This window comes from Streptomyces sp. HUAS CB01, assembly GCF_030406905.1.
GTDB lineage: Bacteria > Actinomycetota > Actinomycetes > Streptomycetales > Streptomycetaceae > Streptomyces > Streptomyces chengbuensis.
In genome coordinates this window covers 6,526,527-6,549,404 of the sequence record NZ_CP129137.1, presented here as the reverse complement: position 1 = coordinate 6,549,404, position 22,878 = coordinate 6,526,527, and the positions used below count along the sequence as shown (strand labels likewise).

Annotated in this window: 16 protein-coding genes; 8 read left to right on the top strand and 8 right to left on the bottom strand. The window is 72.5% G+C overall.

The annotated features are described in order from the left end of the window. Positions 1-73: 73 nt before the first annotated feature. From QRN89_RS28800 to QRN89_RS28770, 7 genes are all read right to left on the bottom strand, one after another. Complete coding sequence (locus tag QRN89_RS28800; RefSeq protein ID WP_290352331.1) at positions 74-1,039, bottom strand: S66 peptidase family protein; 966 nt, start codon at positions 1,037-1,039, stop codon at positions 74-76. Then, the gene (locus QRN89_RS28795) at positions 1,036-3,036 is read right to left on the bottom strand and encodes a S9 family peptidase (protein WP_290352330.1); all 2,001 of its coding nucleotides are present in this window, start codon (positions 3,034-3,036) and stop codon (positions 1,036-1,038) included. The genes QRN89_RS28800 and QRN89_RS28795 overlap by 4 nt, the downstream gene beginning before the upstream one ends. An 11-nt stretch (positions 3,037-3,047) precedes the next feature. Continuing rightward, positions 3,048-4,379 carry a M20/M25/M40 family metallo-hydrolase gene (locus QRN89_RS28790; RefSeq protein ID WP_290353898.1) on the bottom strand — a complete coding sequence of 444 codons (1,332 nt, stop codon included), beginning with the start codon at positions 4,377-4,379 and terminating at the stop codon, positions 3,048-3,050. A 76-nt stretch (positions 4,380-4,455) separates the two neighbouring features. Further along, positions 4,456-5,289 (bottom strand): M55 family metallopeptidase, encoded by an 834-nt coding sequence (locus QRN89_RS28785; protein ID WP_290352329.1) that lies wholly within the window; start codon positions 5,287-5,289, stop codon positions 4,456-4,458. 158 nt (positions 5,290-5,447) lie between these two features. Then, positions 5,448-6,146 (bottom strand): PAS domain-containing protein, encoded by a 699-nt coding sequence (locus QRN89_RS28780; protein ID WP_290352328.1) that lies wholly within the window; start codon positions 6,144-6,146, stop codon positions 5,448-5,450. A 217-nt stretch (positions 6,147-6,363) separates the two neighbouring features. Then, positions 6,364-8,790 (bottom strand): MFS transporter, encoded by a 2,427-nt coding sequence (locus QRN89_RS28775; RefSeq protein ID WP_290352327.1) that lies wholly within the window; start codon positions 8,788-8,790, stop codon positions 6,364-6,366. 555 nt (positions 8,791-9,345) lie between these two features. After that, positions 9,346-9,789, bottom strand: coding sequence for an SRPBCC family protein (locus tag QRN89_RS28770; RefSeq protein ID WP_290352326.1), 444 nt, complete (start codon positions 9,787-9,789; stop codon positions 9,346-9,348). 134 nt (positions 9,790-9,923) lie between these two features. Here QRN89_RS28770 and QRN89_RS28765 point away from each other — a divergent pair, with 134 nt between their 5' ends. The 3 genes from QRN89_RS28765 to QRN89_RS28755 all read left to right on the top strand — a co-directional run bounded on the left by QRN89_RS28765 (position 9,924) and on the right by QRN89_RS28755 (position 13,473). Then, positions 9,924-10,985 carry an Rv2578c family radical SAM protein gene (locus QRN89_RS28765; protein WP_290352325.1) on the top strand — a complete coding sequence of 354 codons (1,062 nt, stop codon included), beginning with the start codon at positions 9,924-9,926 and terminating at the stop codon, positions 10,983-10,985. 170 nt (positions 10,986-11,155) lie between these two features. Beyond that, positions 11,156-12,745, top strand: coding sequence for an alpha/beta hydrolase (locus QRN89_RS28760; RefSeq protein WP_290352324.1), 1,590 nt, complete (start codon positions 11,156-11,158; stop codon positions 12,743-12,745). A 110-nt stretch (positions 12,746-12,855) separates the two neighbouring features. Continuing rightward, on the top strand, positions 12,856-13,473 hold the full coding sequence (locus QRN89_RS28755; RefSeq protein WP_290352323.1) for a GNAT family N-acetyltransferase: 618 nt from the start codon (positions 12,856-12,858) through the stop codon (positions 13,471-13,473). Here the strand turns inward: QRN89_RS28755 and QRN89_RS28750 are convergent. Beyond that, the gene (locus QRN89_RS28750; RefSeq protein WP_290352322.1) at positions 13,422-13,997 is read right to left on the bottom strand and encodes a HEAT repeat domain-containing protein; all 576 of its coding nucleotides are present in this window, start codon (positions 13,995-13,997) and stop codon (positions 13,422-13,424) included. The genes QRN89_RS28755 and QRN89_RS28750 overlap by 52 nt on opposite strands. Positions 13,998-14,450: 453 nt before the next feature. Between QRN89_RS28750 and QRN89_RS28745 the strand changes: the two genes are divergently transcribed. The 5 genes from QRN89_RS28745 to QRN89_RS28725 all read left to right on the top strand — a co-directional run bounded on the left by QRN89_RS28745 (position 14,451) and on the right by QRN89_RS28725 (position 22,876). Continuing rightward, positions 14,451-16,232 carry a 3-hydroxyacyl-CoA dehydrogenase family protein gene (locus tag QRN89_RS28745; RefSeq protein WP_290352321.1) on the top strand — a complete coding sequence of 594 codons (1,782 nt, stop codon included), beginning with the start codon at positions 14,451-14,453 and terminating at the stop codon, positions 16,230-16,232. Between the two features lie 295 nt (positions 16,233-16,527). Then, entirely contained in the window at positions 16,528-17,364 is an 837-nt protein-coding gene (locus QRN89_RS28740; protein ID WP_290352320.1) for a TetR family transcriptional regulator, read from the top strand. Positions 17,365-18,547: 1,183 nt separating this feature from the next. After that, a complete protein-coding gene (ccrA, locus tag QRN89_RS28735; RefSeq protein WP_290352319.1) occupies positions 18,548-19,885 on the top strand; it encodes a crotonyl-CoA carboxylase/reductase in 1,338 nt (445 codons plus the stop codon). Positions 19,886-19,901: 16 nt separating this feature from the next. Further along, the gene (locus tag QRN89_RS28730) at positions 19,902-21,914 is read left to right on the top strand and encodes a protein meaA (protein WP_290352318.1); all 2,013 of its coding nucleotides are present in this window, start codon (positions 19,902-19,904) and stop codon (positions 21,912-21,914) included. Next, complete coding sequence (locus QRN89_RS28725) at positions 21,911-22,876, top strand: HpcH/HpaI aldolase/citrate lyase family protein (protein WP_290352317.1); 966 nt, start codon at positions 21,911-21,913, stop codon at positions 22,874-22,876. The genes QRN89_RS28730 and QRN89_RS28725 overlap by 4 nt, the downstream gene beginning before the upstream one ends. The last annotated feature ends 2 nt before the right edge of the window (positions 22,877-22,878 follow it).

Genomic DNA, 22,878 nt, shown 5'->3' with positions numbered 1-22,878 from the left:
GTCTGCGCGTCCGTCACGGGGGGGGCCGCGCGGACACCGGTCCGGCCACACCCGTGGGGCGGTGCCTTCCGGGTCAGCTCAGCGCCGGGACCTCCAGCGTCAGCGTCCCCGCGTCGGCGTCCAGCACCGCCGGCAGCCCTAGGGGCACGGTGAGGTTGCCGGGGCCGTGCCCGAAGCCCAGCTCCTCGACGACCGGTACACCGAGGCCGGCCAGCCGGTCCAGGAGCAGCGCGCGGACCTCCTCGTAGGGTCCGCAGTCCTCCCAGGAGCCGAGGGCGACGCCCGCGACACCGTCCAGCCAGCCGGAGCGCAGCAACTGGGTGAGAATCCGGTCCAGGCGGTACGCCTCCTCACCGACGTCCTCGATCAGCAGCAGACCACCGCGGGCAGAGGGCCGTGCGTGCGGGGTGCCGAGATCGGCCGCGAGCAGGCTGACGCAGCCGCCGAGGGTGATGCCGCTCGCGCGCCCCGGGACGAGCGCGCCACCGGCCGTACCCGGGCCGAGAGTCATCACCGACTCGGGCTCGAACAGCGTGGCGCGCAGGGACTCCTGGGTGGCGGCGTCCTTGAGGAACGTCGCCGCGGCCGGCATCGGCCCGTGCAGGGTGGACAGCCCGGCCCGGACGGCGAAGGCCTCGTGGAGCGCGGTCACGTCGCTGTAGCCGACGAAGACCTTCGGCCCGGCCGCGCGTATCGCGGCCCAGTCGACGAGGTCCACCATGCGCTGTGCCCCGTAGCCGCCGCGCGCGCAGAGCACGGCGGAGACAGCCGGGTCGCACCACGCCCGTTCCAGGTCACGCGCCCGGTGCTCGTCCGCGCCCGCGAGATACCCGAAGGCCGGGTGCTCGTCGTGGACATGGGGCATGACGACCGGGTCCAGGTCCCAGCCGCGCAGGATGTCCAGGCCCGTTTCGAGGGTGTCGGCCGGGACGGGACCGCTCGTCGCGACGACGGCGACCCTGGCGCCGGGGGTGAGGCGCGGGGGGCGGGTCAGGGCGGTCAGGACCGCCGCGCCGGAGTGCTGGTGCATGCCGTTCATTTCTTCAGTTCGAGCTGGGGGACGTCGGTGCGCCGGATGCCGAAGGTCTGCGCGTACAGCGAGAGCTCGGCCTCCAGGGCGCGGATCATGGTCTCGGCGCGGCGGAAACCGTGACTCTCCCCCTCGAAGGCGATGTACGCGTGCGCTATGCCGCGCCCCGCCATCTGGGCCAGGAAACGCTCGCTCTGCACCGGTGGGCAGATCGGATCGTCCAGCCCCTGGAGCAGCAGGAACGGTACGGAGATCCGGTCGACGTGCTCGATCGGCGACCTCTCCCGGTAGCGGCCGGGTACCTCGGCGAGCGGGCCGACGAGTGACTCCAGGTACCGGGACTCGAAGTCATGGGTCTCGTCGGTGGCCCAGCCCATCAGATCCAGGATGGGATAGATGATCGTGCCGCACGCGTACACGTCCGTGCTGGTGAGCGATGCCGCGGTGGTCCAGCCTCCGGCGCTGCCGCCGCGGATGGCGAGCCGGTCGGGGTCGGCGGTGCCCTCAGAGGCGAGCGCCTCGGCGACCGCCGCGCAGTCCTCGACGTCCACGACGCCCCACTGCTCGCGCAGCCGGTTGCGGTACTCGCGGCCGTAGCCGGTGGAGCCCCCGTAGTTGACCTCGGCGACGCCGATCCCGCGCGAGGTGAAGTAGGCGATCTCGAGGTCGAGGACGAGGGGCGCATGGCCGGTCGGTCCGCCGTGCGCCCAGACGACGAACGGCGGCAGCTCGTCGTCGGGGGCGATCCGGTCCGGGTTGTGGGGCGGGTAGATGTGCGCGTGGATCTCCCGGTTGTCCGGACCGGTGAAGGTGCGGATATGGGGCTCGGGGTAGTACGCGGGGTCCACGGCGTCGACGTGTGCCGCTCCGATGACGCGGGTCCGGCCGGTACAGGTGTCGAGTTCGACGACCTCGTAGCCGGTGCGGGGGCTCGCTGCCACGCCGACGACCCTGGTGCCGTACGCCGCGAGGGTGGGGGCCCACTCCGTCCAGGGGCCCGCGGCGTCGACCAGTTCGCCGGTCTCCGGGTCGAGTATCCCGAGGGCCGTGGAGCCCTTGCCGTGGATGACCGCGACGAGTCCGCTGTCGAGCGGCTGGAACCACTGCAGGCCGATCTTCCACAGCGGGCCGCCGAACTCCTCGTTCCGGCCGCCGCATAGTCCGGTCGCGATCGGCTCGCCGCCGTCGAGGGCGTCCGGCGGGATACGGCGCAGCTCCCACCAGTTGCCCGGGTCGGAGACGAGGAGCAGCGAACCGTCCGGGGCCCAGTCGACCTGGGCGACCGACTCGTCGGGGCCGCCGGCGACGGAGCGCACCGCGGTGAACGGTCCCGTGCCGGAGACCTCGCCGACCATGGCCTCGGTACCGTCCCACGGCATGCGCGGATGGTCCCAGGCGATCCACGCGGCCCTGCGCCCGTCGGGGGACAGCCGGGGTCCGGTCACGAACCGGTGCCGGTCGTCGGTCAGTTCCCGGACGGCGGCGCGGTCCTCGGCCGCGGAGCCGTCCAGCGGCACGGCCGCGACGACGCGCCGGACATCGGTGGGGGCGTCGCCGGTGAACTCCTCCAGCACGCACCAGACCTCGCCGCGGTCGGGCAGCAGCACCGGGTCGACCCAGCGGAGGCCGCCGCCGACCCCGGAGAGCGGGGTGAGCGGCCGGGGCTCACCCTCGCCGTCCGGCTCGAACACGTACAGCCGCTGGTCGGGGTGGTGGGCGAAGACGACGAGCGGGCCGCCCTCGGGGCGGGCGGCGGCGGCCCACGGCCGGCCGCCGTACTCGATGACGCGGCTGCGCACGTTCCAGGGAGCGGGCAGGACGGACTCCTCGGCTCCGTCCGCTCTGCGGCGCATCAGCGCTCTGCGGCCGCCCTCGGTGGGACGCGGCGCGGTCCACCACACCTCGTCCCCGACGACGCCGGCGAATTCGGGACGGCCGTCGTGCGAGGCCGCGAGCGCGGCGTCGATCGGCGACGGCCAGGTGCCGTAGGCCCCCGTGGGTACCATGCCAACTCCCCCTATGCGGTCTTCAGGTAGTGGTCGAGGACGCGGACGCCGAAGTGCAGGGAGTCGACGGGGACCCGCTCGTCGACGCCGTGGAACATCGCCGCGTAGTCGTAGCCCTCGGGCAGCTTCAGCGGTGAGAAGCCGTACCCGGTGATGCCGAGGCGCGAGAACTGCTTGGCGTCGGTGCCGCCGGACATGCAGAACGGGACGACGTGCCCCTCCGGGTCGAAGCGCTCGACAGCCGCGCGCAGCTTCGCGAACGTCGGCGAGTCGACGGGCGCCTGCAGGGCGACCTCCCGGTGGTGGAACTCCCAGTCGACGTCGGGACCGGTGAGCCGGTCCAGGGTCTCGCGGAACTCCTCCTCGCCGCCGGGCACCATCCGCCCGTCGACGAAGGCACTGGCGTGGCCGGGGATCACATTGACCTTGTAGCCGGCGTCCAGCATCGTCGGGTTGCTGCTGTTGCGCACGACCGGTTCGACCAGCGCGGCGGCGGGACCGAGCTTGGTCATCAGGGCGTCCACGTCGAAGTCCGGGGCGTCGAGGTCGGCACTGATGCCCTGCAGCGCCGCCAGCTCCGTCAGGGCGGCACGCACCGTCGGGGTGAGCCGGACCGGCCACTCGTACGCACCGATCCTGCTGATCGCCGCGGCCAGGCGTGTGACGGCGTTGGAGCGGTTGACCTTGGAGCCGTGGCCCGCCCGGCCGTGGGCGGTGAGCTTCAGCCAGGCGGTGCCGCGCTCACCGGCTCCGACCGGGTACAGCGCCATTCCGGGGCCGGCGTGGAAGGTGAAGGCCCCGGATTCGCTGATGCCTTCGGTGCAGCCGTCGAAGAGGCCGGGGTGGCGGTCGGCGAGGAAGCCCGCGCCGTCGGCCGCGCTCGCCTCCTCGTCGGCCGTGTAGGCGATGACGATGTCCCGGCGCGGCCGGATGCCGGCGCGGTGCCAGGCCCGGACGACGGCCAGGATCATCGCGTCCATGTTCTTCATGTCGACCGCGCCGCGTCCCCAGACGACGCCGTCGCGGACCTCGCCGGAGAACGGGTGGACGGTCCAGTCGGCGGGCTCGGCCGGGACCACGTCGAGATGGCCGTGGACGAGGAGGGCGTCGGCGGAGGGGTCGGTGCCCTCGATCCTGGCGACCACGTTCGTGCGGCCGGGTGTGCGCTCCAGCATGACGGGGTCGAGGCCGGCCGCGGCGAGCCGCTCCGCCACGTACTCGGCGGCGGGGCGCTCACGGCAGTCGCCGTCACCACGGTTGGTGGTGTCGATGCGGATGAGTTCGGATGTGAAGGTCACCACCTCGTCGAGGGCGGTGTCGTCGACGGGTGCGGCCGTTGTCATGTCGTGGGACCTGTCCATGTGCGGGTTGTCGGATGGTGCGGTGGGCGTGGCGGTCGGGGTGGGGCGGTGCGTCACGTCAGCCATACTGCTCCTCCACCGCGGCGGAGACGATCGTCGTGACGGCCTTGAAGGTGCGAATGGCCTCATACATCGTCTCGCTGGTGTAGACGGTGCGTCGCTCGCCGCTGCGTGAGGTGCCCGGCACCACCGTGGCGGCTGCGGCGAGGTGCTCGGCGTCGAACTCCAGCTCCACGGTGAACGGTCCGCCCCGGACCGGTTCGTGGCGGACGGCGAGGGCCGTGGCCTCCTTGGCGGCGGCGCGGATGTCGGTGGACGTGCGCGCGGGTGTGCGGCACACGGCCGCGTACCGCGAGACATGGTCCTTGACCGCGACCTTGCGGGCCTCCGGCGCGTACCCCAGGGCGTCCTCACAGGTCAGGTCGTCGCCGGTGACGAGGATCACCGGGACGCCGTACTCGGCGACCACGTGCGCGTTGAGCAGACCCTCGCTCGCCCGGGTGCCGTTCAGCCAGACGCCCGTGATCGAGTTCGCCAGATAGGTGTGCGCGAGCACGCCCTCGGCGCCGGCGCCGGTGTGATAGCCGACGAAGGCGATGCCGTCCACTTCCCCGTGCTGCACGCCCTCCACCATGGACAGCGATTTGTGCCGACCTGTCAGCATTTCGACGCGGTCGTCCAGTCGCTCCAGCAGAAGATTGCGCATGCTCCAGTGCGCTTCGTTGATGAGCACCTCATCGGCACCGCCGTCGAAGAAGCCGAGCGCCGCCGCGTTCACGTCCGAGGTGAAGAGGGACCGGCAGCGCTCCCACTGGGGCGTCCCGGGCAGCACGTCGGCCGGCCACGTGACACCGGTGGCGCCCTCCATGTCGGCACTGATCAGGATCTTCATGCCAGGAACCGTACGCGCCGTCCGCCGCCCCGACCAGCCCTGTGGATAACTCCCGGTGGTTCAGACCGGTGACATCACCCCATCCGGCCCGCGACCTGCCGCTTCGTCGTCAGCCCCATCGGCGCGGGGTCACTTCGGCGGACGTTTCCCCGGCTTGCTCACCCGTCGCCACCGGGGGTGGAGGACCGGCATCCGGGGACGCCCCGGCCCGGCGCGTCCGGTACCCGGTCGTGGCGTCTGAACTCGACGACGGGGCAGCCCAGTTCCCGTACCTGGTCCACGATCCCGCCGGGATCCCGGACACCCGGGCCGGGCAGTGTACCGGCGAGCCGGCGGACCAGGTCGCCGGAGTCGGGGAGCTCGGTGTGCAGAGCGAACCCGGGCGCGATGCGTTCCCCGCCGCCTGCGGCGCCCGTGCCGGACGCGTGGCCGGAGCCGAAGCGTCCGGCGTCCGCGGCCAGGACGAGCAACCGCTCCGGCCCCGGGCCCACGAGCGGATACGCCCACCACAGGACGTCGACCCTCTCCTCCGGCGGCCGCCCTCCGCCGACACCGAGCCGGGCACGCCCCGCCGCCGGGTAGAAGACGAGGGTCCCGGGCGGGGAGTCAGGCGCGGGGCCGGGACCGCCGCGGCGCGGCGACGAGGAGGGCGGGGCGGCCGCCAGGGCGCCCGAGACGGGCAGCAGTTCCACCGCGGGCCGGCCGACGGCCGTCTCCGTGTCGTGTCCGAACAGCGCCCGCGCACCCGCGGACCAGTGCGAGACACGGCCGTGGCCGTCGGCGACGACCACGGCCAGGCCGGTCGCTCCGACCGCCGCCGACCGCCGGCGCGGGGCCGGCGGAACGCCACCGTCCATGGCTGACAGGCTCCTTCCCCGGCACGGGGTCCGTGGCAAGTGACTCCACAGTAGGCCTCTGCGAGCGCGGCCCGCCGGTCATCGCGCGAATCGGCCGAGCCCCCGCGTGCGACGAGGCGGAAGGCCCCACTCCGCGCCCCGGGAGACCTCTCCGTACCCCCGTCCGCCGCGGCTCCGGGCCCCGGCCGGGGCCCGGAGGGACCACCGGCCTCCGGCTTCAGGAGTAGGGGTCCTCGTGCCCCAGCTGGAGTTCGCGCTCCGTGCGCCCTCCGGCCGCGACCTGCAGCACCGTCGCCACGGGCGGATAGCCCGCCGTGATGACCGTGTACTCGCCGGACGACAGATCCACGAAGCGGAAGGCGCCCTCGGGGCCCGTGGTGAGGGTGTCGACGACGTTCCCGGCAGCGTCGAGCAGGGTCACCCGCGCGTCCTCGACGGGCCGCCCGCCACCCGCGCGGACCGTGCCGCGCAGGACCGCGCCACCGGCGAGTTCGATGTCCTGGCGGGTCTCGCGGGACGCCTGCACGCTGACGGGCAGAGCCGCGGGGCGGAAGGCCGGTGCGCTCGCCGCGAGGGTGTACTCCCCCGCCACCAGTTCGCCGATCACATAGCCGCCCTCGCGGCCGCTGCGGGTGGACGCGACGACTTCGCCGCGCACGTCGGTCAGCGTCACCGCGGCGTCGCGCACGGGGCTGCCGTCGGCGGTGACCACGTTGCCGGCGAGCCGGCCGGCCCCGCCGAGGACGACGTCAAGGTCGACCGGCCGCTCGCCGACGGTGACGGAAACGGCCTGCGGCTGGTGCCCGCCGGCGGCGGCGATGAGGACGTACGAGCCGGGGCCGGGGACGCTGAGTGCGTACCGTCCGTCCTCGCCGCTCGCCCCACGTCCGATCTGCCGTCCGCGGACGTCGATGAGGGTGAGCGCGGCGCGGGGCACCGTGCTGCCGTCGTGGTGCTGGACCGTCCCGCAGACGGGCACCCCCGCGCTGGGGGCCGGCGCCGGGGCGGGGGCGGCGGGCGCCGTACGGGCGTGCGGTACGGACGTGGGCTCGGCGGCGGTGGGGGCGTTGTGGGTCACCAGCGGTTTCTCCTTGAGGAAGAAGGCGAGGATCAGGCCGAGGACGAGCACCGGCACGAGGTAGAGGAAGATCCGCGGCATCGCGTCGGCGTACGCCTGGATGTAGCCGTCGCGCAGGGCGGGCGGCATCGCGTGCACGAGCTGCGGGGTGATGGCCTCGGCCTCGGGCATGCCCTCGGGGGTCGCGGGGATGCGGCCGGCCAGGGCGTCGGTGAGCCGGTCGGCGAAGAGGGTGCCGAAGACGGCCGCGCCGACGCTGCCGCCGATCTGGCGGAAGTAGTTGTTGGCGCTGGTGGCGGTGCCGAGGTCGGCCGGCGGTACGGAGTTCTGCACCGCCAGGATCAGCACCGGCAGCACCATGCCGACGCCGATGCCGAGGACCGCCTGCCAGACCGAGTAGGTCAACCGGGAGGTGTCGGTCTCCAGACCCGACAGCAGCCACATGCCGACGGCCGAGAGGGCCGTACCGGCCACGGGATGGAACTTGTAGCGGCCGGTGCGGCTGATGAGGTGTCCGGAGACGATCGACGCGACGACGATGCCGCCCATCATGGGGAGCATCAGCAGCCCGGACTCGGTGGCGCTGGCGCCGTCGACCATCTGCAGGAAGGTGGGCAGGTAACTGGCCGCGCCGAAGAGGGCGACGCCCACCACGGCCCCCACGAGACCGGTGACGTTGAAGACCGAGTCGCGGAACAGCCGCAGGGGGATGACGGGTTCGGGCGCGTAGTGCTCGACGACGAGGAACAGCAGGGCCGTTCCGGCGGCGCCCGCTGCGAGAGCGAGGATGACGCGCGAGTCCCACGCGTACTCGGTGCCGCCCCAGCTGGTCAGCAGGACCAGGCAGGTGGACGCGGCGGCCAGGAGCAGGGAGCCGAGCACGTCGAAGCGCGCCCTCGCGGGCGGCTTGGGGAGTTTCAGTACGACGGCCACCACGGCGAGGGTGACGAGGCCGAACGGGACGTTGAAGTAGAAGCACCAGCGCCAGGACACGTGGTCGGTGAAGAAGCCGCCGAGGAGCGGGCCGGCGACGGAGGCGAGGCCGAAGGCGGCGCCGATGAGGCCCATGAACCGGCCGCGCTCCCTGGCCGGGACGATGTCGGCGATGATCGCCTGGACGCCGATCATGAGTCCGCCGGCGCCGATGCCCTGGACGGCGCGGAAGGCGATGAGCTCGTCCATCGTCCGGGACCAGCCCGCGAGGGCCGAACCGACGACGAACACGACGATGGCGAACTGGAAGACGCCCTTGCGGCCGTAGAGGTCGCCGAGCTTTCCGTAGACCGGCAGCCCGATGGTGGCGGTGAGCAGATACGCGGTGATCGCCCAGGACATCCGGTCCAGGCCCTGGAGCTCGCCAACGATCTTCGGCAGCGCGGTGGCGACGATCATCTGCTCCAGGGCGGCGAGCAGCAACGCGAGCATCAGAGCGAAGAACACGAGCCGGACCCGCCGGGGGCTGAGCGCGGTGGCGTCGCCTGCTCCGTCCGCAGGGGGTGCGGGGGGCCCGGGGGGACCGGTCGCCTCGGCGGTCTGCCCGTCCTTCACCAGAGTGGTCCCGCCCACGTACTGCTCCCCTCGTCGCGGCTGCGCGGCGCCATTCTTCGCATTACACGCCAAGACGGATCAAGCGGGACGCTTGCCGTGAATGAGGGGGCGCGGCGCGGGCGGACGGGGGTACGGGGGCGCACAACAGTCGCTCATCAGGGGCTTTTCGACGCTCCGAGTGCGCCGGCGCCCCCGAGGGGCCACGGGGAAAACCACTCGAATCGGTGACCCTTGCGGGGCGGCAGCGGAAGGGAGTTCACCTCCGGACAGGGCGAAGCCCCTCCGGAATCGGGCGTTTCGAAGGGAGCCCTTGCGGCGTGCGTCGCCCGGAGCGCGTCACCCCCGAGCGAGTCCGCCCTTCGAGCGGACGGGCGCCCGCGGGCACCGCCACTCGAAGGACCGCAGCGCGGAGCGCCGCCCCGGCGAGGGATCTACGCTCGCAGAGATCAACACCCGAACGAATCCGGGCTCGGAGCGATCGACGCCCGAAAGGATCCGGGCTCGAGCGATCCGGGCGGGAAAGCGTGAGCGCGCGAATGGATCAGCGCCCACGCAGGACGGCGTTCGAGGAGGTCACTTCTCCACTTCGGTCGCGAGGTTCGCGAGCACCTCGTCGTAGATCCGCGCGAGCCCCTTGGGGGCGAAGGTGCGCTCGAAGAATCCGCCGATGCCGCCCGCACCGTTCCAGACGGTGGTGACGACGACCCGGGAGCGGCCCTCGCCGGCGGGCGTCACGGTCCAGGTGGTGACCATCGACGAGTTGCGGTCCTTCTCGACGAGCTGCCCGTCGGTCGGCTCGGCGACCTCGAGGAGGCAGTCACGGACGCGCTTGCTGGTGGCCTGCAGCTTCCAGTGGACGAGCGTCCCCTCCCCGTCGCCGCCCTCACGCACCTGGTACTCGCTGAAGTGCCCGGGCAGGAGCTTCGCGCGGGTGTCCTTGTAGTCGGCCAGCGCATCGAACACGGTCTCCGCGTCCCCCGCGACGATCCGCTCCGTCGTGGCCTCGACCTGCGCCATCGCTTCTCCTTCAGCACTCGGTTCCTGCGGTGCCCCAAGCCAACCACCTCCCCCGTGGCCGCCCAAAATCGGGGTTGCGGCGATCAAGGGAACAAGTGTTCTATTCTGTGGTCAGTGCTACCGAGGAGGCGCCGATGCGCTGGGACAATCTCGCCGAGAACCGCAGGAACGCCACGGACCCCGACACCGCACCCCTGCCCGGGGACGCCGCGCTCTTCGGTACGGACGCCGTGACCACACGGACGTTCGACACACCGGAGTTCCGGGGGATGACCTTCCACGAGGTCCGGGCCCGCTCGGTCCTGAACCGGGTGCCCGGGGCCTCGCGCATGCCGTTCGACTGGACGGTGAACCCCTACCGCGGCTGCACCCACGCCTGCGTGTACTGCTTCGCCCGCAAGACCCACAGCTATCTGGACCTCGACACCGGCCACGGATTCGACAGCCAGATCGTCGTCAAGATCAACGCCCCGGAGGTGCTGCGCCGGCAGCTGGCCTCCCCGCGCTGGCAGGGCGCACACGTCGCCATGGGGACGAACGTCGACTGCTACCAGCGCGCGGAGGGGCGCTACCGGCTTATGCCCGGCATCATCGGCGCGCTGCGCGACCACGCCAACCCCTTCTCGATCCTCACCAAGGGGACGCTGATCCTGCGCGACCTGGAGCTGCTGCGGCAGGCAGCCGACGTGACAGATGTCGGCATCTCCGTGTCGGTCGGCTTCACCGACCGCGAGCTGTGGCGGTCGGTCGAGCCGGGCACGCCGGCGCCGGAGCGGCGCCTCGACGTGGTCCGGACGCTCGCGGACCACGGCATCGGCTGCGCGGTGCTGATGGCGCCGGTCATCCCCTTCCTGAGCGACCACCCGGACCGGCTGCGCGCGACCGTACGGGCGATCGCCTCGGCCGGGGCGACGTCCGTGACGCCGCTGGTGCTGCATCTGCGGCCCGGGGCGCGCGAGTGGTTCACGGCCTGGCTGGCACGGGAGCATCCGCATCTGGTGCGCCGGTACGAGCGGCTCTACGCGGAGGGCGCCTACGCACCCAAGTGGTACCAGCGGCGCATCACCCGTCATGTGCACGAGCTGGCCACGGAGTTCGGTATCGGTCCGGCGCGGCGGGGTGCGCCCAGGCGCGTCCCGGTCCCTGCCGAACCCACCCTCGCCGAGCCCGCGGCCACCCAGCTCACCCTCCTCTGACCGCCGTTCGGCGGCGCCCCGCGCCTCGCGCCCGCCGGGACGACCCGGAGACGAAGGAACATCACCAAACGGGTCGATTACCCGGAGAACACGTCCACTCCCGTTGGTATCGGGGAAACCTGCCCCGGGGCTCTGCCGCCCGGGCGCGCCCCGCCATCCCGGGAGGACACGTGAACAGACGGGCAGGAGTGCTGGTCGCCATGGGGGCGACGGTGGCCGGACTGGTGACCGGCGCGCCGTCCGCCGCGACCGCGGGCGCCGTGGCCCCGCGTGCGGCGGCGCTGACGTGGGCGAGCTGCGCCACCGAGGAGCACCCGAGGCTCGAATGCGCCTCGCTCCGGGTGCCGCTGGACCACGCCGAGCCGCAGGGCACGAAGATCACGCTGGCGCTCTCACGGATCCGGCACACGGCGAAGACCTTCCAGGGGCCCCTGCTGGTCAACCCCGGCGGGCCGGGCGCGTCCGGGCTGAAGACCGCCGGTTTCGTGGCCGCCTCGTTGCCCGCCGGGCTGGCGGCCCAGTACGACGTGATCGGCTTCGACCCCCGGGGCGTGGGCAGGTCGCGGCCGGCGCTCGACTGCCGTCCGGGGCACTTCGCCCCGGTGCGCCCCGACTCGCTGCCGCTCGACCGCAGGACCGAGCTGGCGAACCTCTCCAGGGCCCGATCCTTCGCCCTGGGCTGCGCGACCCGGCACACCGAGCTGCTGCCCCATATGAACACGGTCAGCATGGCGAAGGACCTGGACCTCGTCCGGCAGGCCCTGGGAGCCGCCAGGATCAACTACCTCGGGTACTCCTACGGCACCTACCTCGGAGCCGTGTACGCGAAGTACTTCCCCGGGCGCGTGCGGCGCGCGGTGCTCGACTCGGTCGTGGATCCGGACCGGGTCTGGTACCGGGCCAACCTGGCCCAGAACCTGGGCTTCGACGCACGCCACAAGGCGTTCACCGCCTGGGTGGCGAAGCACCACACGACGTACCGGCTGGGCAGCGACCCGGCGCAGGTGGAGGCGGCGTGGTACGGGATGCGCGCGGCACTCGCCAAGGCGCCCGTGGGAGGCGTGATCGGCCCGTCCGAACTCGAGGACACCTTCCTGCCGGGCGGCTACGACAACGGCTTCTGGCCGTACCTCGCCGACGCGTTCTCGGCGTTCGCCCGGGGCAGGGACACGAGGCCGCTGCTGGAGGTGTACCGGACCTTCGCCGCGGTGGACAAGGAGGGCGAGAACGCCTACTCCGTGTACGCGGCGGTGCAGTGCAGGGACGCCGCCTGGCCCCGTGACTGGCGCACCTGGCGCCTGGACAACGCCGCCGCCCACGCCAAGGCCCCGTTCTCCACGTGGAACAACGCCTGGTACAACGCTCCGTGCCTGTTCTGGCCCCTCCCGCCGCTCGGCCGGACGGACGTCACCAACGACAAGGTGCCGCCGGTGCTGATCCTCCAGGCCACCGAGGACGCGGCGACGCCGTACGAGGGCGCCGTCACCGTCCACCGCACGTTGCGGGGCTCCCGGCTCGTCGTGGAGCGCGGCGGCGGCAACCACGCCACCTCGCTGAGCGGGAACGCCTGCATGGACCGCCATGTGACGGACTATCTGGCCATCGGGAAGCTCCCTCCCGCGGCCGCCACGGGCGAGGCGGACGCGTTCTGCGCGCCGGGCAAGGAGCCGAAGCCGCTGAAGCCGGGCGTGCGGACGGATGTGCCGGAGACGGAGAGGACCGGTGCCGCACTGCACCGGATCCTCGGTCACCGCACCTGAGGTGACGCCGCGCCGCCCGGTTCTCCCCCGGGCGGTGCCGGGCCCGACGGTCCGGCACCGCGGGAGAACCGGGCGGCGCGCTGTCGGTGGGGTGCGCGAGGATGAGGCCCATGAGCACGCACCGCGCATCGCCGAGTCCCTCCGACGACGGGGGCGCCCTGGGCGCGGGGGGCCGCGCGCGGGTCCTCGTGCGGTCGATGACGGCCGCGGACTGCGAGGCGGTCGCCGCCGTACGGGTCGGCGGCTGGCGGCACGCCTACGCCGGGCTGATGCCGCAGTCGTACCTCGACGCCATGGACGAGACGGCGGACGCCGAGCGGCAGCGGGCCCACCTGGCCTCCGCCGGGGGCGCCGGCGTGGCGCACCTGGTCGCGGAGTGCGCCGGTGAGGTGGCCGGCTGGGGGTGCTACGGCCCGTACCGCGACGGGGGTTCGACGACGGCGGACGGCGAGGTGTACGCGCTCTACGTACGGCCCGAGCGGATCGGTACGGGCGTGGGGCGGGCACTGATGGACGCGCTGCTCGCCCGGGCGGAGTCGGACGGCCGGGCCTCGCTGCTGCTGTGGGTGCTGAGGGAGAACGGGCGGGCACGCCGCTTCTACGAGAAGGCGGGATTCGCGCCGGACGGAGCGGAGGAGCCGTTCGAGGTGGACGGCGTGGCGGTGCCCGAAGTGCGCTACCGCAGACGGCTGAGCGCGGCGGAGGCGGCGGCGGACAGCCGGGGGTGAGACAGGGCCGACTCCAGGACCGGCCGGGCGCGCTCGTCGGCGAGTGCGCCGAGCCCTTCCACACAGGCGAGGGCGACGCGCCAGTGCGGGTCGCCCGGGCCGAGTCTCCGGCCGAGTGCGGTGATGAGCGCCGGGGCGGACTCGGGGGCGCGCAGGGTGGTGAGGAGCCGCACGGGGATGAGGGCGTAGGCGACGCGCAGTTCGTTGGTGGCGAGGGCGGCCGCGGCCGCCCCGGTACGGGGGTCGCCGAGCCTGCTCAGGGCGTACGAGGCGGAGAGGCAGCGCTCGGGGTCGCGGTGGTTGAGCAGGAGCACAAGGGGTTCGAAGGAGCGACGGTCACCTGCGCAGCCGAGCCTGAAGGCGGCGATCTCCCGTGCCCACAGGGGCAACTGGGTCTGGGTGAGCGCGGCGGCCAGGGCGTCGGGATCCGCGACGGCGGTGAGCCGCCGGTGGAGTTCCTCGTCCGCCGGCCCGGTCAGCTCGCGGCGTGTCCGGCGTGCCAGATCCTCGAGATCCGCGTCCATGCGAGCAGCCTAGGGTGCGCGTCCGGGGCGGGTGGGGCTCTTCACGGATCGCCACCGCCGGGACGGACGCGGCGGCCGTCGCCGGCCGGTAGGAGCCCTCTTCCTTCCCCCTTGCGCGATTCGTCCGGTGGCGGCGCAGATCACATCCACGCAGGGCTGGCGCGCTCGTTACCCGCCAGTTAATCTCAAGTGAGCGGGCAACACCCGCTCTGCTCTCGGCGGCCTGGTGACGCAGCCGTTCGGGGGTGACTCCCGGGCCGCACGGCCGGGGAGAGCCGGTCGGTTCGGCAGTTTCAGTACGACGTGACTCCGGGACAGGGTCCGTCGCCATCTTCATCGCGACACGCACTCTGCGCGTGCCGCGCGCCCCGCCGGTCCGCGGACGCGGACGGCCCACGGCGCCCTGCGGCACGTACGCCTCCCTCAGTCGTCACTCACTCCTGGAGTCCCGTGATGGACACCCCTCTCTCCACCATTGCCGTCGTCGGTCTCGGCACCATGGGCACCGGTATCGCCGAGGTGCTCGCCCGGGCCGGGCGTGAGGTCATCGGCATCGACGTCAGCGAGACCGCCGCACGCCACGCCGCCACCGCCCTCGAAGCGTCCACCGCGCGCGCCGTGCAGCGCGAGCGCCTCACCGAGGAGGAGCGGCGGAACGTCCTGGCCCGCTTCCGTACCTTCTCCGACCTCCAGGCAGCGGCCGAGGCCGACCTCGTGATCGAGGTCGTGCCCGAGTCGTACGAGCTGAAGCAGCAGGTCTTCCGGGAGCTCGACGGCATCGTCCGGCCCGGGGCGATCCTGGCCACCGGCACCAACGCGCTGTCCGTGACCCGGCTCGCGGCGGACTCGGCGCACCCGGAGCGGGTCCTCGGCCTGCACTTCTTCAACCCGGCCCCGGCGATGAAGCTCGTCGAGGTGGTCTCCTCCGTGCTGACCGCCCCGCAGGCCGTGGAGGCCGTCACCGCGCTCGCCCGCGACCTCGGCAAGGAGCCCGTGGCCGTCGGCGACCGGCCCGGTTTCGTCGCGGACGGGCTCCTCTTCGGCTACCTCAACCAGGCCGCCGCCATGTACGAGGCGAAGTACGCCTCGCGCGAGGACATCGACGCCGCGATGAAGCTGGGCTGCGGTCTGCCGATGGGCCCGCTGGCGCTGCTCGACCTGATCGGCATCGACACGGCCCGCACCGTCCTGGAGGCGATGTACGCCGAGTCCCACGACCGGCTGCACGCTCCCGCCCCGATCCTGAAGCAGCTCAGCGAGGCCGGGCTGACCGGCCGCAAGGCGGGCCGCGGCTTCTACACCTACGAGGCACCGGACAGCGGCACGGTCGTGCGGGACGCGCTGACGCCGCTGGAGGCCGCCCAGTCGGCCGGCGGGCGCCCGGTGAGCTCGGTCGGCGTGGCCGGGTCGGGCACGATGGCGAGCGGTATCGCGGAGGTGTTCGCGAAGGCCGGGTACGACGTGGTCCTCGCCGCCCGCGGTCAGGAGAAGGCCGAGACCGCCAAGTCCCGTATCGCCAAGTCGCTGTCGCGCTCCGTCGACAAGGGCCGGATGACCGCCGAGGCCCGGGACGAGACGCTGGCGCGGATCACTCCGGCGGGCTCGCTCGACGCGTTCGCCGAGGTCGATCTGGCGCTGGAGGCCGTCGCGGAGGACCTGGAGGTCAAGCAGCAGCTGTTCGCGACGCTCGACAAGGTCTGCAAGCCCGGCGCCGTCCTCGCCACCACCACGTCCTCGCTGCCCGTCGTCGCCTGCGCCCGCGCCACTTCGCGACCCCAGGACGTCATCGGGATGCACTTCTTCAACCCGGCCCCGGCGATGAAGCTCGTCGAGGTGGTCCGTACGGTTCTGACCTCGGACGACGTCCACGCCACGGTCCGCGGGGTGACGGCGAACATCAGGAAGCACGCGGTCGACTGCGGTGACCGCGCGGGCTTCATCGTGAACGCGCTGCTGTTCCCGTACCTGAACAACGCGATCAAGATGGTGGAGGAGCACTACGCCACCCTCGACGACATCGACGCGGCGATGAAGCTCGGCGGTGGATATCCGATGGGGCCGTTCGAACTGCTGGACGTGGTCGGTCTCGATGTCTCCCTCGCCATCGAGAAGGTGCTGCACCGGGAGTTCCGTGACCCGGGGCTGGCCCCGGCGCCGCTGCTCGAGCACCTCGTCGCCGCGGGCTGCCTCGGCCGCAAGACGGGCCGCGGCTTCCGCGAATATGCCCGGCGCTGATTCGGGCCGCGCGAACGGAGCCGGCGGCCGACGGCGGGGAGCGTGGGTCAGGGAGCGGGTCGAGGGCCGAGCCCGGCAGGACGGGGGAGAAGAGCGCTCGGGGCCCCTCCCAGGCCCGACCGGCCAGGGGGGAGGCACTGCGCGCGCCGACGGGAACGCGGCCGGGCGACAGCCGTCGGCCCCTGACACCGCGGACCCCGGCGTCGGCCGCCGGGCCTGGGGCGGGCTGCTGGACGGAGCGGGCGGCCCGCCCCTGGAGGCGCAGTCCCCTGCGCAGATGCAGTACGTTCAGGGCATGTCCCAGCCCGCTGACGCCCACCGACGCACCGCCCGGACCTCCTCCGCGCCCGCCACGTCCGACGCCCCCGAGAGCGCCGCGGGCAGCCGCGCCGCCGCCCAGCGGCTCAAGATGCGCCGGGAGCTGGCGGCGGCGGCGATGGAGCTGTTCGCGACGAAGGGGTACGAGGCGACGACCGTCGACGAGATCGCCGCGGCGGCAGGGGTCGCCCGGCGCACCTTCTTCCGGCACTTCCGCTCCAAGGAAGAGGCGATCTTCCCCGACCACGACGACACGCTCGTGCGGGCAGAGGCCGTGCTGAACGCCGCTCCGGCCCACGAGCACCCGCTCGACACCGTGTGCCGGGGCATCAAGGAAGTCATGAAGATGTACGCGGCGTCGCCCGCGGTGTCCGTCGAGCGGTACCGCCTGACCCGTGAGGTGCCGACGCTGCGGGAGCGGGAGATCGCCTCGGTGGCCCGTTACGAGCGGCTCTTCACGCGCTATCTGCTGGGCCACTTCGACGAGCGCGACCACCACGACGGCAACGACGATCCGCTGCTCGCCGAGGTCGCCGCGTCCGCCGTGGTCACCGCTCACAACCATGTGCTGAGGCGCTGGCTGCGGGCCGGCGGCCAGGGCGACGTGGAGGCCCAGCTCGACCACGCCTTCGCCATCGTGCGCGACACGTTCGGCTCCGGCATCGGCGCGGGGCGCGCCGGGGCGGAACGCGCACCCGCCCCCGCCGCCGCACAGGTGCGGACGGGCGACGAGGTCCTGGTCGCGGTGGCCCGCACGGACGCTCCGCTGCCCGAGGTGATGCGCACGATCGAGGAAGCGCTGCGCCGCCGCTGACGTCGTCGGCCGCCGGCGGTCCGGTGGCCGGGGCGGACGGCACCGGCCGGGCCTGCGCGCCCCCGGACCTGCCCCCGGGAATGCCCTGAGCCGCGGCTCCCACGCGGGACCCGCCTCCGACGAGCCGTGTGCGGCAGCCGCTTCGGCCCCCCGCACACGGCTTTCCCCTGCTGCCACCGACGCGGCGCCCGGCCGCCCCGCCGCGGGCGGCGCGGGCTCCCCCACGACGCCCGCTCCCGGACTGCGGACCGGAACGGCGCCCCCGTACGGCCCTCCGCCGCCCCGTCCGGTACGGCGCCCCCCGTGCGGACCCCGCGGGGCTCTCGCTGGGGCGCACCGCGCAGGCGCCCGCGGCCGGAGGACCCGGGCGCGGGCGCCTGCGCCGCCTGTCTGGGGCCCGTGTCACGCGCGCCGGCCGGAGACACACCGGGATCGCGGCGCGCGCCTGCCGGAGGCACACCGGGGGCCCGCGTCACGCGACCGGACGGGCACACCGGGATCGCGGTGCGCGCCCGCCGGCCGCTCCCGCACGAACTCGGCCACGAGCGCCACGAGTTGCACGGTTCGGCACGCCGCCCGCCGTGCCCCGTACGCGGACCGGGGAGACATCGCCCCGGGCTTCGGCGGGCGCGCCCGGCCCGTGCGGCCGAAGCGGCCCCGCCGGGCCCTTGCGCCGGTGACCGAAGCGGCCGGCCGGAGCCGAAGGCGGCACCCGGGCACCACGGGCCGCGTTCATGACATAGCCCACACCGCTGTGACCCGCTGTGCACGGGCAGGCACGCCACGCGAGGCCAGGCTCGCCACCGACCGCCGTTTCCGCAGGTCAGCGTCGAATTCGATCGATCATCGCTCATGTGTGACGCCGAGATTGCAGGTGAGTGAAATTGTTGGCACGCAGTGTCTTGCGGGCTGGCACGGCGTGCCATACGTTGAAGTGGTCCGGGCGGCCGGCGTGCAGAGAACTCTCGTACGCCGGCTGTCCCCGCAAGCCACCCGGCTCGCGCGCCCGGACGCCTGCGTCACAGGCAACCTCCCGCGCACACCAGCGCTGCCGGCACCACCCGCCGAACCGACGGCACACCTCCACAGAAGCAGCACTCCCCGACGTTCCCCTCAGCGCTCTCGTCCGCGAGACGCCTCCCCCGGCCCCGGGCCGGGGAGATCCCATTCGCCGGAGGCACCCGTGAAGGAAATCCTGGACGCGATCCAGTCGCCGGACACCACGTCCGCCGACTTCGCCGCACTGCCGCTCCCCGAGTCGTACCGAGCGGTGACCGTGCACAAGGACGAGACCGACATGTTCGAGGGACTCACCACGCGCGAGAAGGACCCGCGCAAGTCCCTGCACCTCGACGAGGTCCCGCTGCCCGAGCTCGGGCCGGGTGAGGCCCTGGTGGCCGTGATGGCCAGCTCGGTGAACTACAACTCCGTGTGGACCTCGATCTTCGAGCCGCTGTCCACGTTCGGCTTCCTGGAGCGCTACGGCCGGCTCTCCGAGCTCACCAAGCGCCACGACCTGCCGTACCACATCATCGGCTCCGACCTCGCGGGCGTCGTGCTGCGCACCGGCCCGGGCGTCAACGCCTGGACCCCCGGCGACGAGGTCGTCGCGCACTGCCTCTCCGTCGAGCTGGAGTCCTCGGACGGCCACAACGACACGATGCTCGACCCCGAGCAGCGCATCTGGGGCTTCGAGACCAACTTCGGCGGCCTCGCCGAGATCGCGCTGGTGAAGTCCAACCAGCTGATGCCGAAGCCCAAGCACCTCAGCTGGGAGGAGGCCGCCGCCCCCGGCCTGGTCAACTCCACCGCCTACCGCCAGCTCGTCTCGCGGAACGGCGCGGCGATGAAGCAGGGCGACAACGTCCTGATCTGGGGCGCCAGCGGCGGTCTCGGCTCCTACGCCACCCAGTTCGCGCTGGCCGGCGGCGCCAACCCCATCTGTGTCGTCTCCAGCGAGCAGAAGGCGGACATCTGCCGCTCCATGGGCGCCGAGGCGATCATCGACCGCAGCGCCGAGGGCTACAAGTTCTGGAAGGACGAGCGGACCCAGGACCCGAAGGAGTGGAAGCGCTTCGGCAAGCGCATCCGCGAGTTCACCGGCGGGGAGGACATCGACATCGTCTTCGAGCACCCGGGACGCGAGACCTTCGGCGCGAGCGTCTACGTCACCCGCAAGGGCGGCACCATCACCACCTGCGCCTCGACCTCGGGCTACATGCACGAGTACGACAACCGCTACCTGTGGATGTCGCTGAAGCGCATCATCGGCTCCCACTTCGCCAACTACCGCGAGGCCTGGGAGGCCAACCGCCTCATCGCCAAGGGCAAGATCCACCCCACCCTGTCGAAGACGTACGCGCTGGAGGACACGGGCCAGGCCGCCCACGACGTCCACCGCAACGTGCACCAGGGCAAGGTCGGCGTCCTCTGCCTGGCGCCCGAGGAGGGCCTGGGCGTGCGCGACGAGGAGATGCGCGCCAAGCACCTCGACGCCATCAACCGCTTCCGGAACATCTGAGTCAGAGGTCCACCAGATGACAGAGCGTCAGAAGGACCGGCCGTGGCTCATGCGCACGTACGCCGGTCACTCCACGGCCGAGGCGTCCAACGAGCTGTACCGGCGCAACCTCGCCAAGGGCCAGACCGGCCTCTCGGTCGCGTTCGACCTGCCGACGCAGACCGGCTACGACCCCGACCACGTCCTCGCCCGCGGCGAGGTCGGCCGGGTCGGGGTACCGGTCTCGCACCTCGGTGACATGCGGCGGCTGTTCCAGGACATCCCCCTGGAGCAGATGAACACCTCGATGACCATCAACGCCACCGCCATGTGGCTGCTGGCGCTCTACCAGGTGGTCGCGGAGGAGCAGGGCGCCGACATCACCAGGCTCCAGGGGACGACGCAGAACGACATCGTCAAGGAGTACCTGTCGCGCGGGACGCACGTCTTCCCGCCGGGGCCCTCCCTGCGCCTGACCACCGACATGATCACCTACACGGTGGCGAACATCCCCAAGTGGAACCCGATCAACATCTGCAGCTACCACCTGCAGGAGGCCGGGGCCACCCCCGTCCAGGAGATCGCCTACGCGATGTCCACGGCGATCGCCGTCCTGGACGCGGTGCGCGACTCCGGCCAGGTGCCGCGGGAGAAGTTCGGCGACGTCGTCGCCCGGATCTCCTTCTTCGTGAACGCGGGCGTCCGCTTCATCGAGGAGATGTGCAAGATGCGCGCCTTCGGCCGCATCTGGGAGAAGATCACGAGCGAGCGCTACGGCATCGAGAACCCCAAGCAGCGGCGCTTCCGCTACGGGGTCCAGGTCAACTCGCTCGGCCTGACCGAGGCGCAGCCGGAGAACAACGTCCAGCGCATCGTCCTCGAGATGCTGGCCGTGACGCTCTCCAAGGACGCCCGCGCCCGCGCCGTCCAGCTCCCGGCGTGGAACGAGGCCCTCGGCCTGCCCCGCCCCTGGGACCAGCAGTGGTCGCTGCGCATCCAGCAGGTCCTCGCCCACGAGAGCGACCTGCTGGAGTACGAGGACATCTTCGCCGGCTCGCACGTCGTCGAGGCCAAGGTGGAGGCCCTCGTCGAGGAGTCGCTCGCCGAGATCGAGCGCATCGAGGAGATGGGCGGCGCCATGGCGGCCGTCGAGTCCGGATACCTCAAGTCGCAGCTGGTGTCCTCGCACGCCGAGCGACGGGCCAGGATCGAGGCCGGCGACGAGAAGATCGTCGGCGTCAACATCTTCGAGACCACCGAGGAGAACCCGCTCACCGCGGACCTCGACACGGCGATCATGACGGTCGACCCGGCGAACGAGGCGCGTGTCGTCGCCAAGCTCCACGAGTGGCGAGACAACCGCGACGAGAGCCGCGCCCAGGACGCCCTGGCCGCGCTCAAGGCCGCGGCGGCGGGCGACGCCAATCTGATGGCCGCCACGGTCGAGTGCGCCCGGGCGGGCGTCACCACCGGCGAGTGGGCCTGGGCGCTGCGGGACGTCTTCGGCGAGTTCCGCGCCCCGACCGGGGTGTCGTCAGCCCCGGTGGCCGTGACCGCCGAGGCGGGCACGCCGCTCGCCCTGGTCCGCGAGAAGGTGTCCCGCACCGCCGACGAGCTCGGCTCGGGCCGGCTGCGGCTGCTGGTCGGCAAGCCGGGTCTGGACGGGCACTCCAACGGTGCCGAGCAGATCGCCGTTCGGGCCCGCGACGCGGGCTTCGAGGTGGTCTACCAGGGCATCCGGCTCACGCCCGAGCAGATCGTCAACGCCGCCCTCGCGGAGGACGTGCACTGCGTGGGCCTGTCCATCCTGTCCGGCTCCCACGCCGAACTGGTACCGGACGTGCTGGAGCGTCTGCGTGACGCGGGCGCCGCCGACATCCCGGTGATCGTCGGCGGGATCATCCCGAACGGCGACGCCGCGGAACTGAAGCGTGCGGGCGTGGCCGCCGTCTTCACCCCGAAGGACTTCGGTATCACGGAGATCATCGGACGTATCGTCGACGAGATCCGTCAAGCGAACAAGCTCGACCCCCTGGAGGTCCCCGCATGACAAGCCCCGTCAACCGGCTGCGGCCGCGCCGGTCCTGCCTGGCGGTCCCCGGTTCGAACCCGCGCTTCCTGGAGAAGGCCCAGGGGCTGCCGGCCGACCAGGTCTTCCTGGACCTCGAGGACGCGTGCGCCCCGCTGGCCAAGCCGGAGGCCCGGCACACCATCGTGAAGTTCCTCAACGAGGGCGACTGGACGGGCAAGACTCGTGTCGTGCGGGTCAACGACTGGACGACCCACTGGACGTACCGGGACGTCGTCACGGTCGTCGAGGGCGCGGGCCAGAACCTCGACTGCATCATGCTGCCGAAGGTCCAGGACGCCCAGCAGGTCGTCGCCCTCGACCTGCTGCTGACGCAGATCGAGAAGACGATGGGCTTCGAGGTCGGCAAGATCGGCATCGAGGCGCAGATCGAGAACGCCCAGGGCCTCAACAACGTCAACGCGATCGCCCAGGCGTCGCCGCGCGTCGAGACGATCATCTTCGGCCCGGCCGACTTCATGGCCTCCATCAACATGAAGTCGCTGGTCGTCGGCGAGCAGCCGCCCGGCTACCCGGCGGACGCCTACCACTACATCCTGATGAAGATCCTCATGGCCGCCCGCGCCAACAACCTGCAGGCGATCGACGGCCCCTACCTCCAGATCCGCAACATCGACGGCTACCGCGAGGTCGCGCAGCGCGCCGCGGCACTGGGCTTCGACGGCAAGTGGGTGCTGCACCCGGGCCAGGTCGAGGCGTCCAACGAGATCTTCTCGCCCTCGCAGGAGGACTTCGACCACGCCGAGCTGATCCTCGACGCCTACGACTACTACACGTCCGAGGCCGGCGGGAAGAAGGGCTCCGCGATGCTCGGCGACGAGATGATCGACGAGGCCAGCCGCAAGATGGCCCTGGTCGTCTCCGGCAAGGGCCGCGCCGCCGGCATGACCCGTACCTCCAAGTTCGAAGCCCCGGAGGCGTAAGC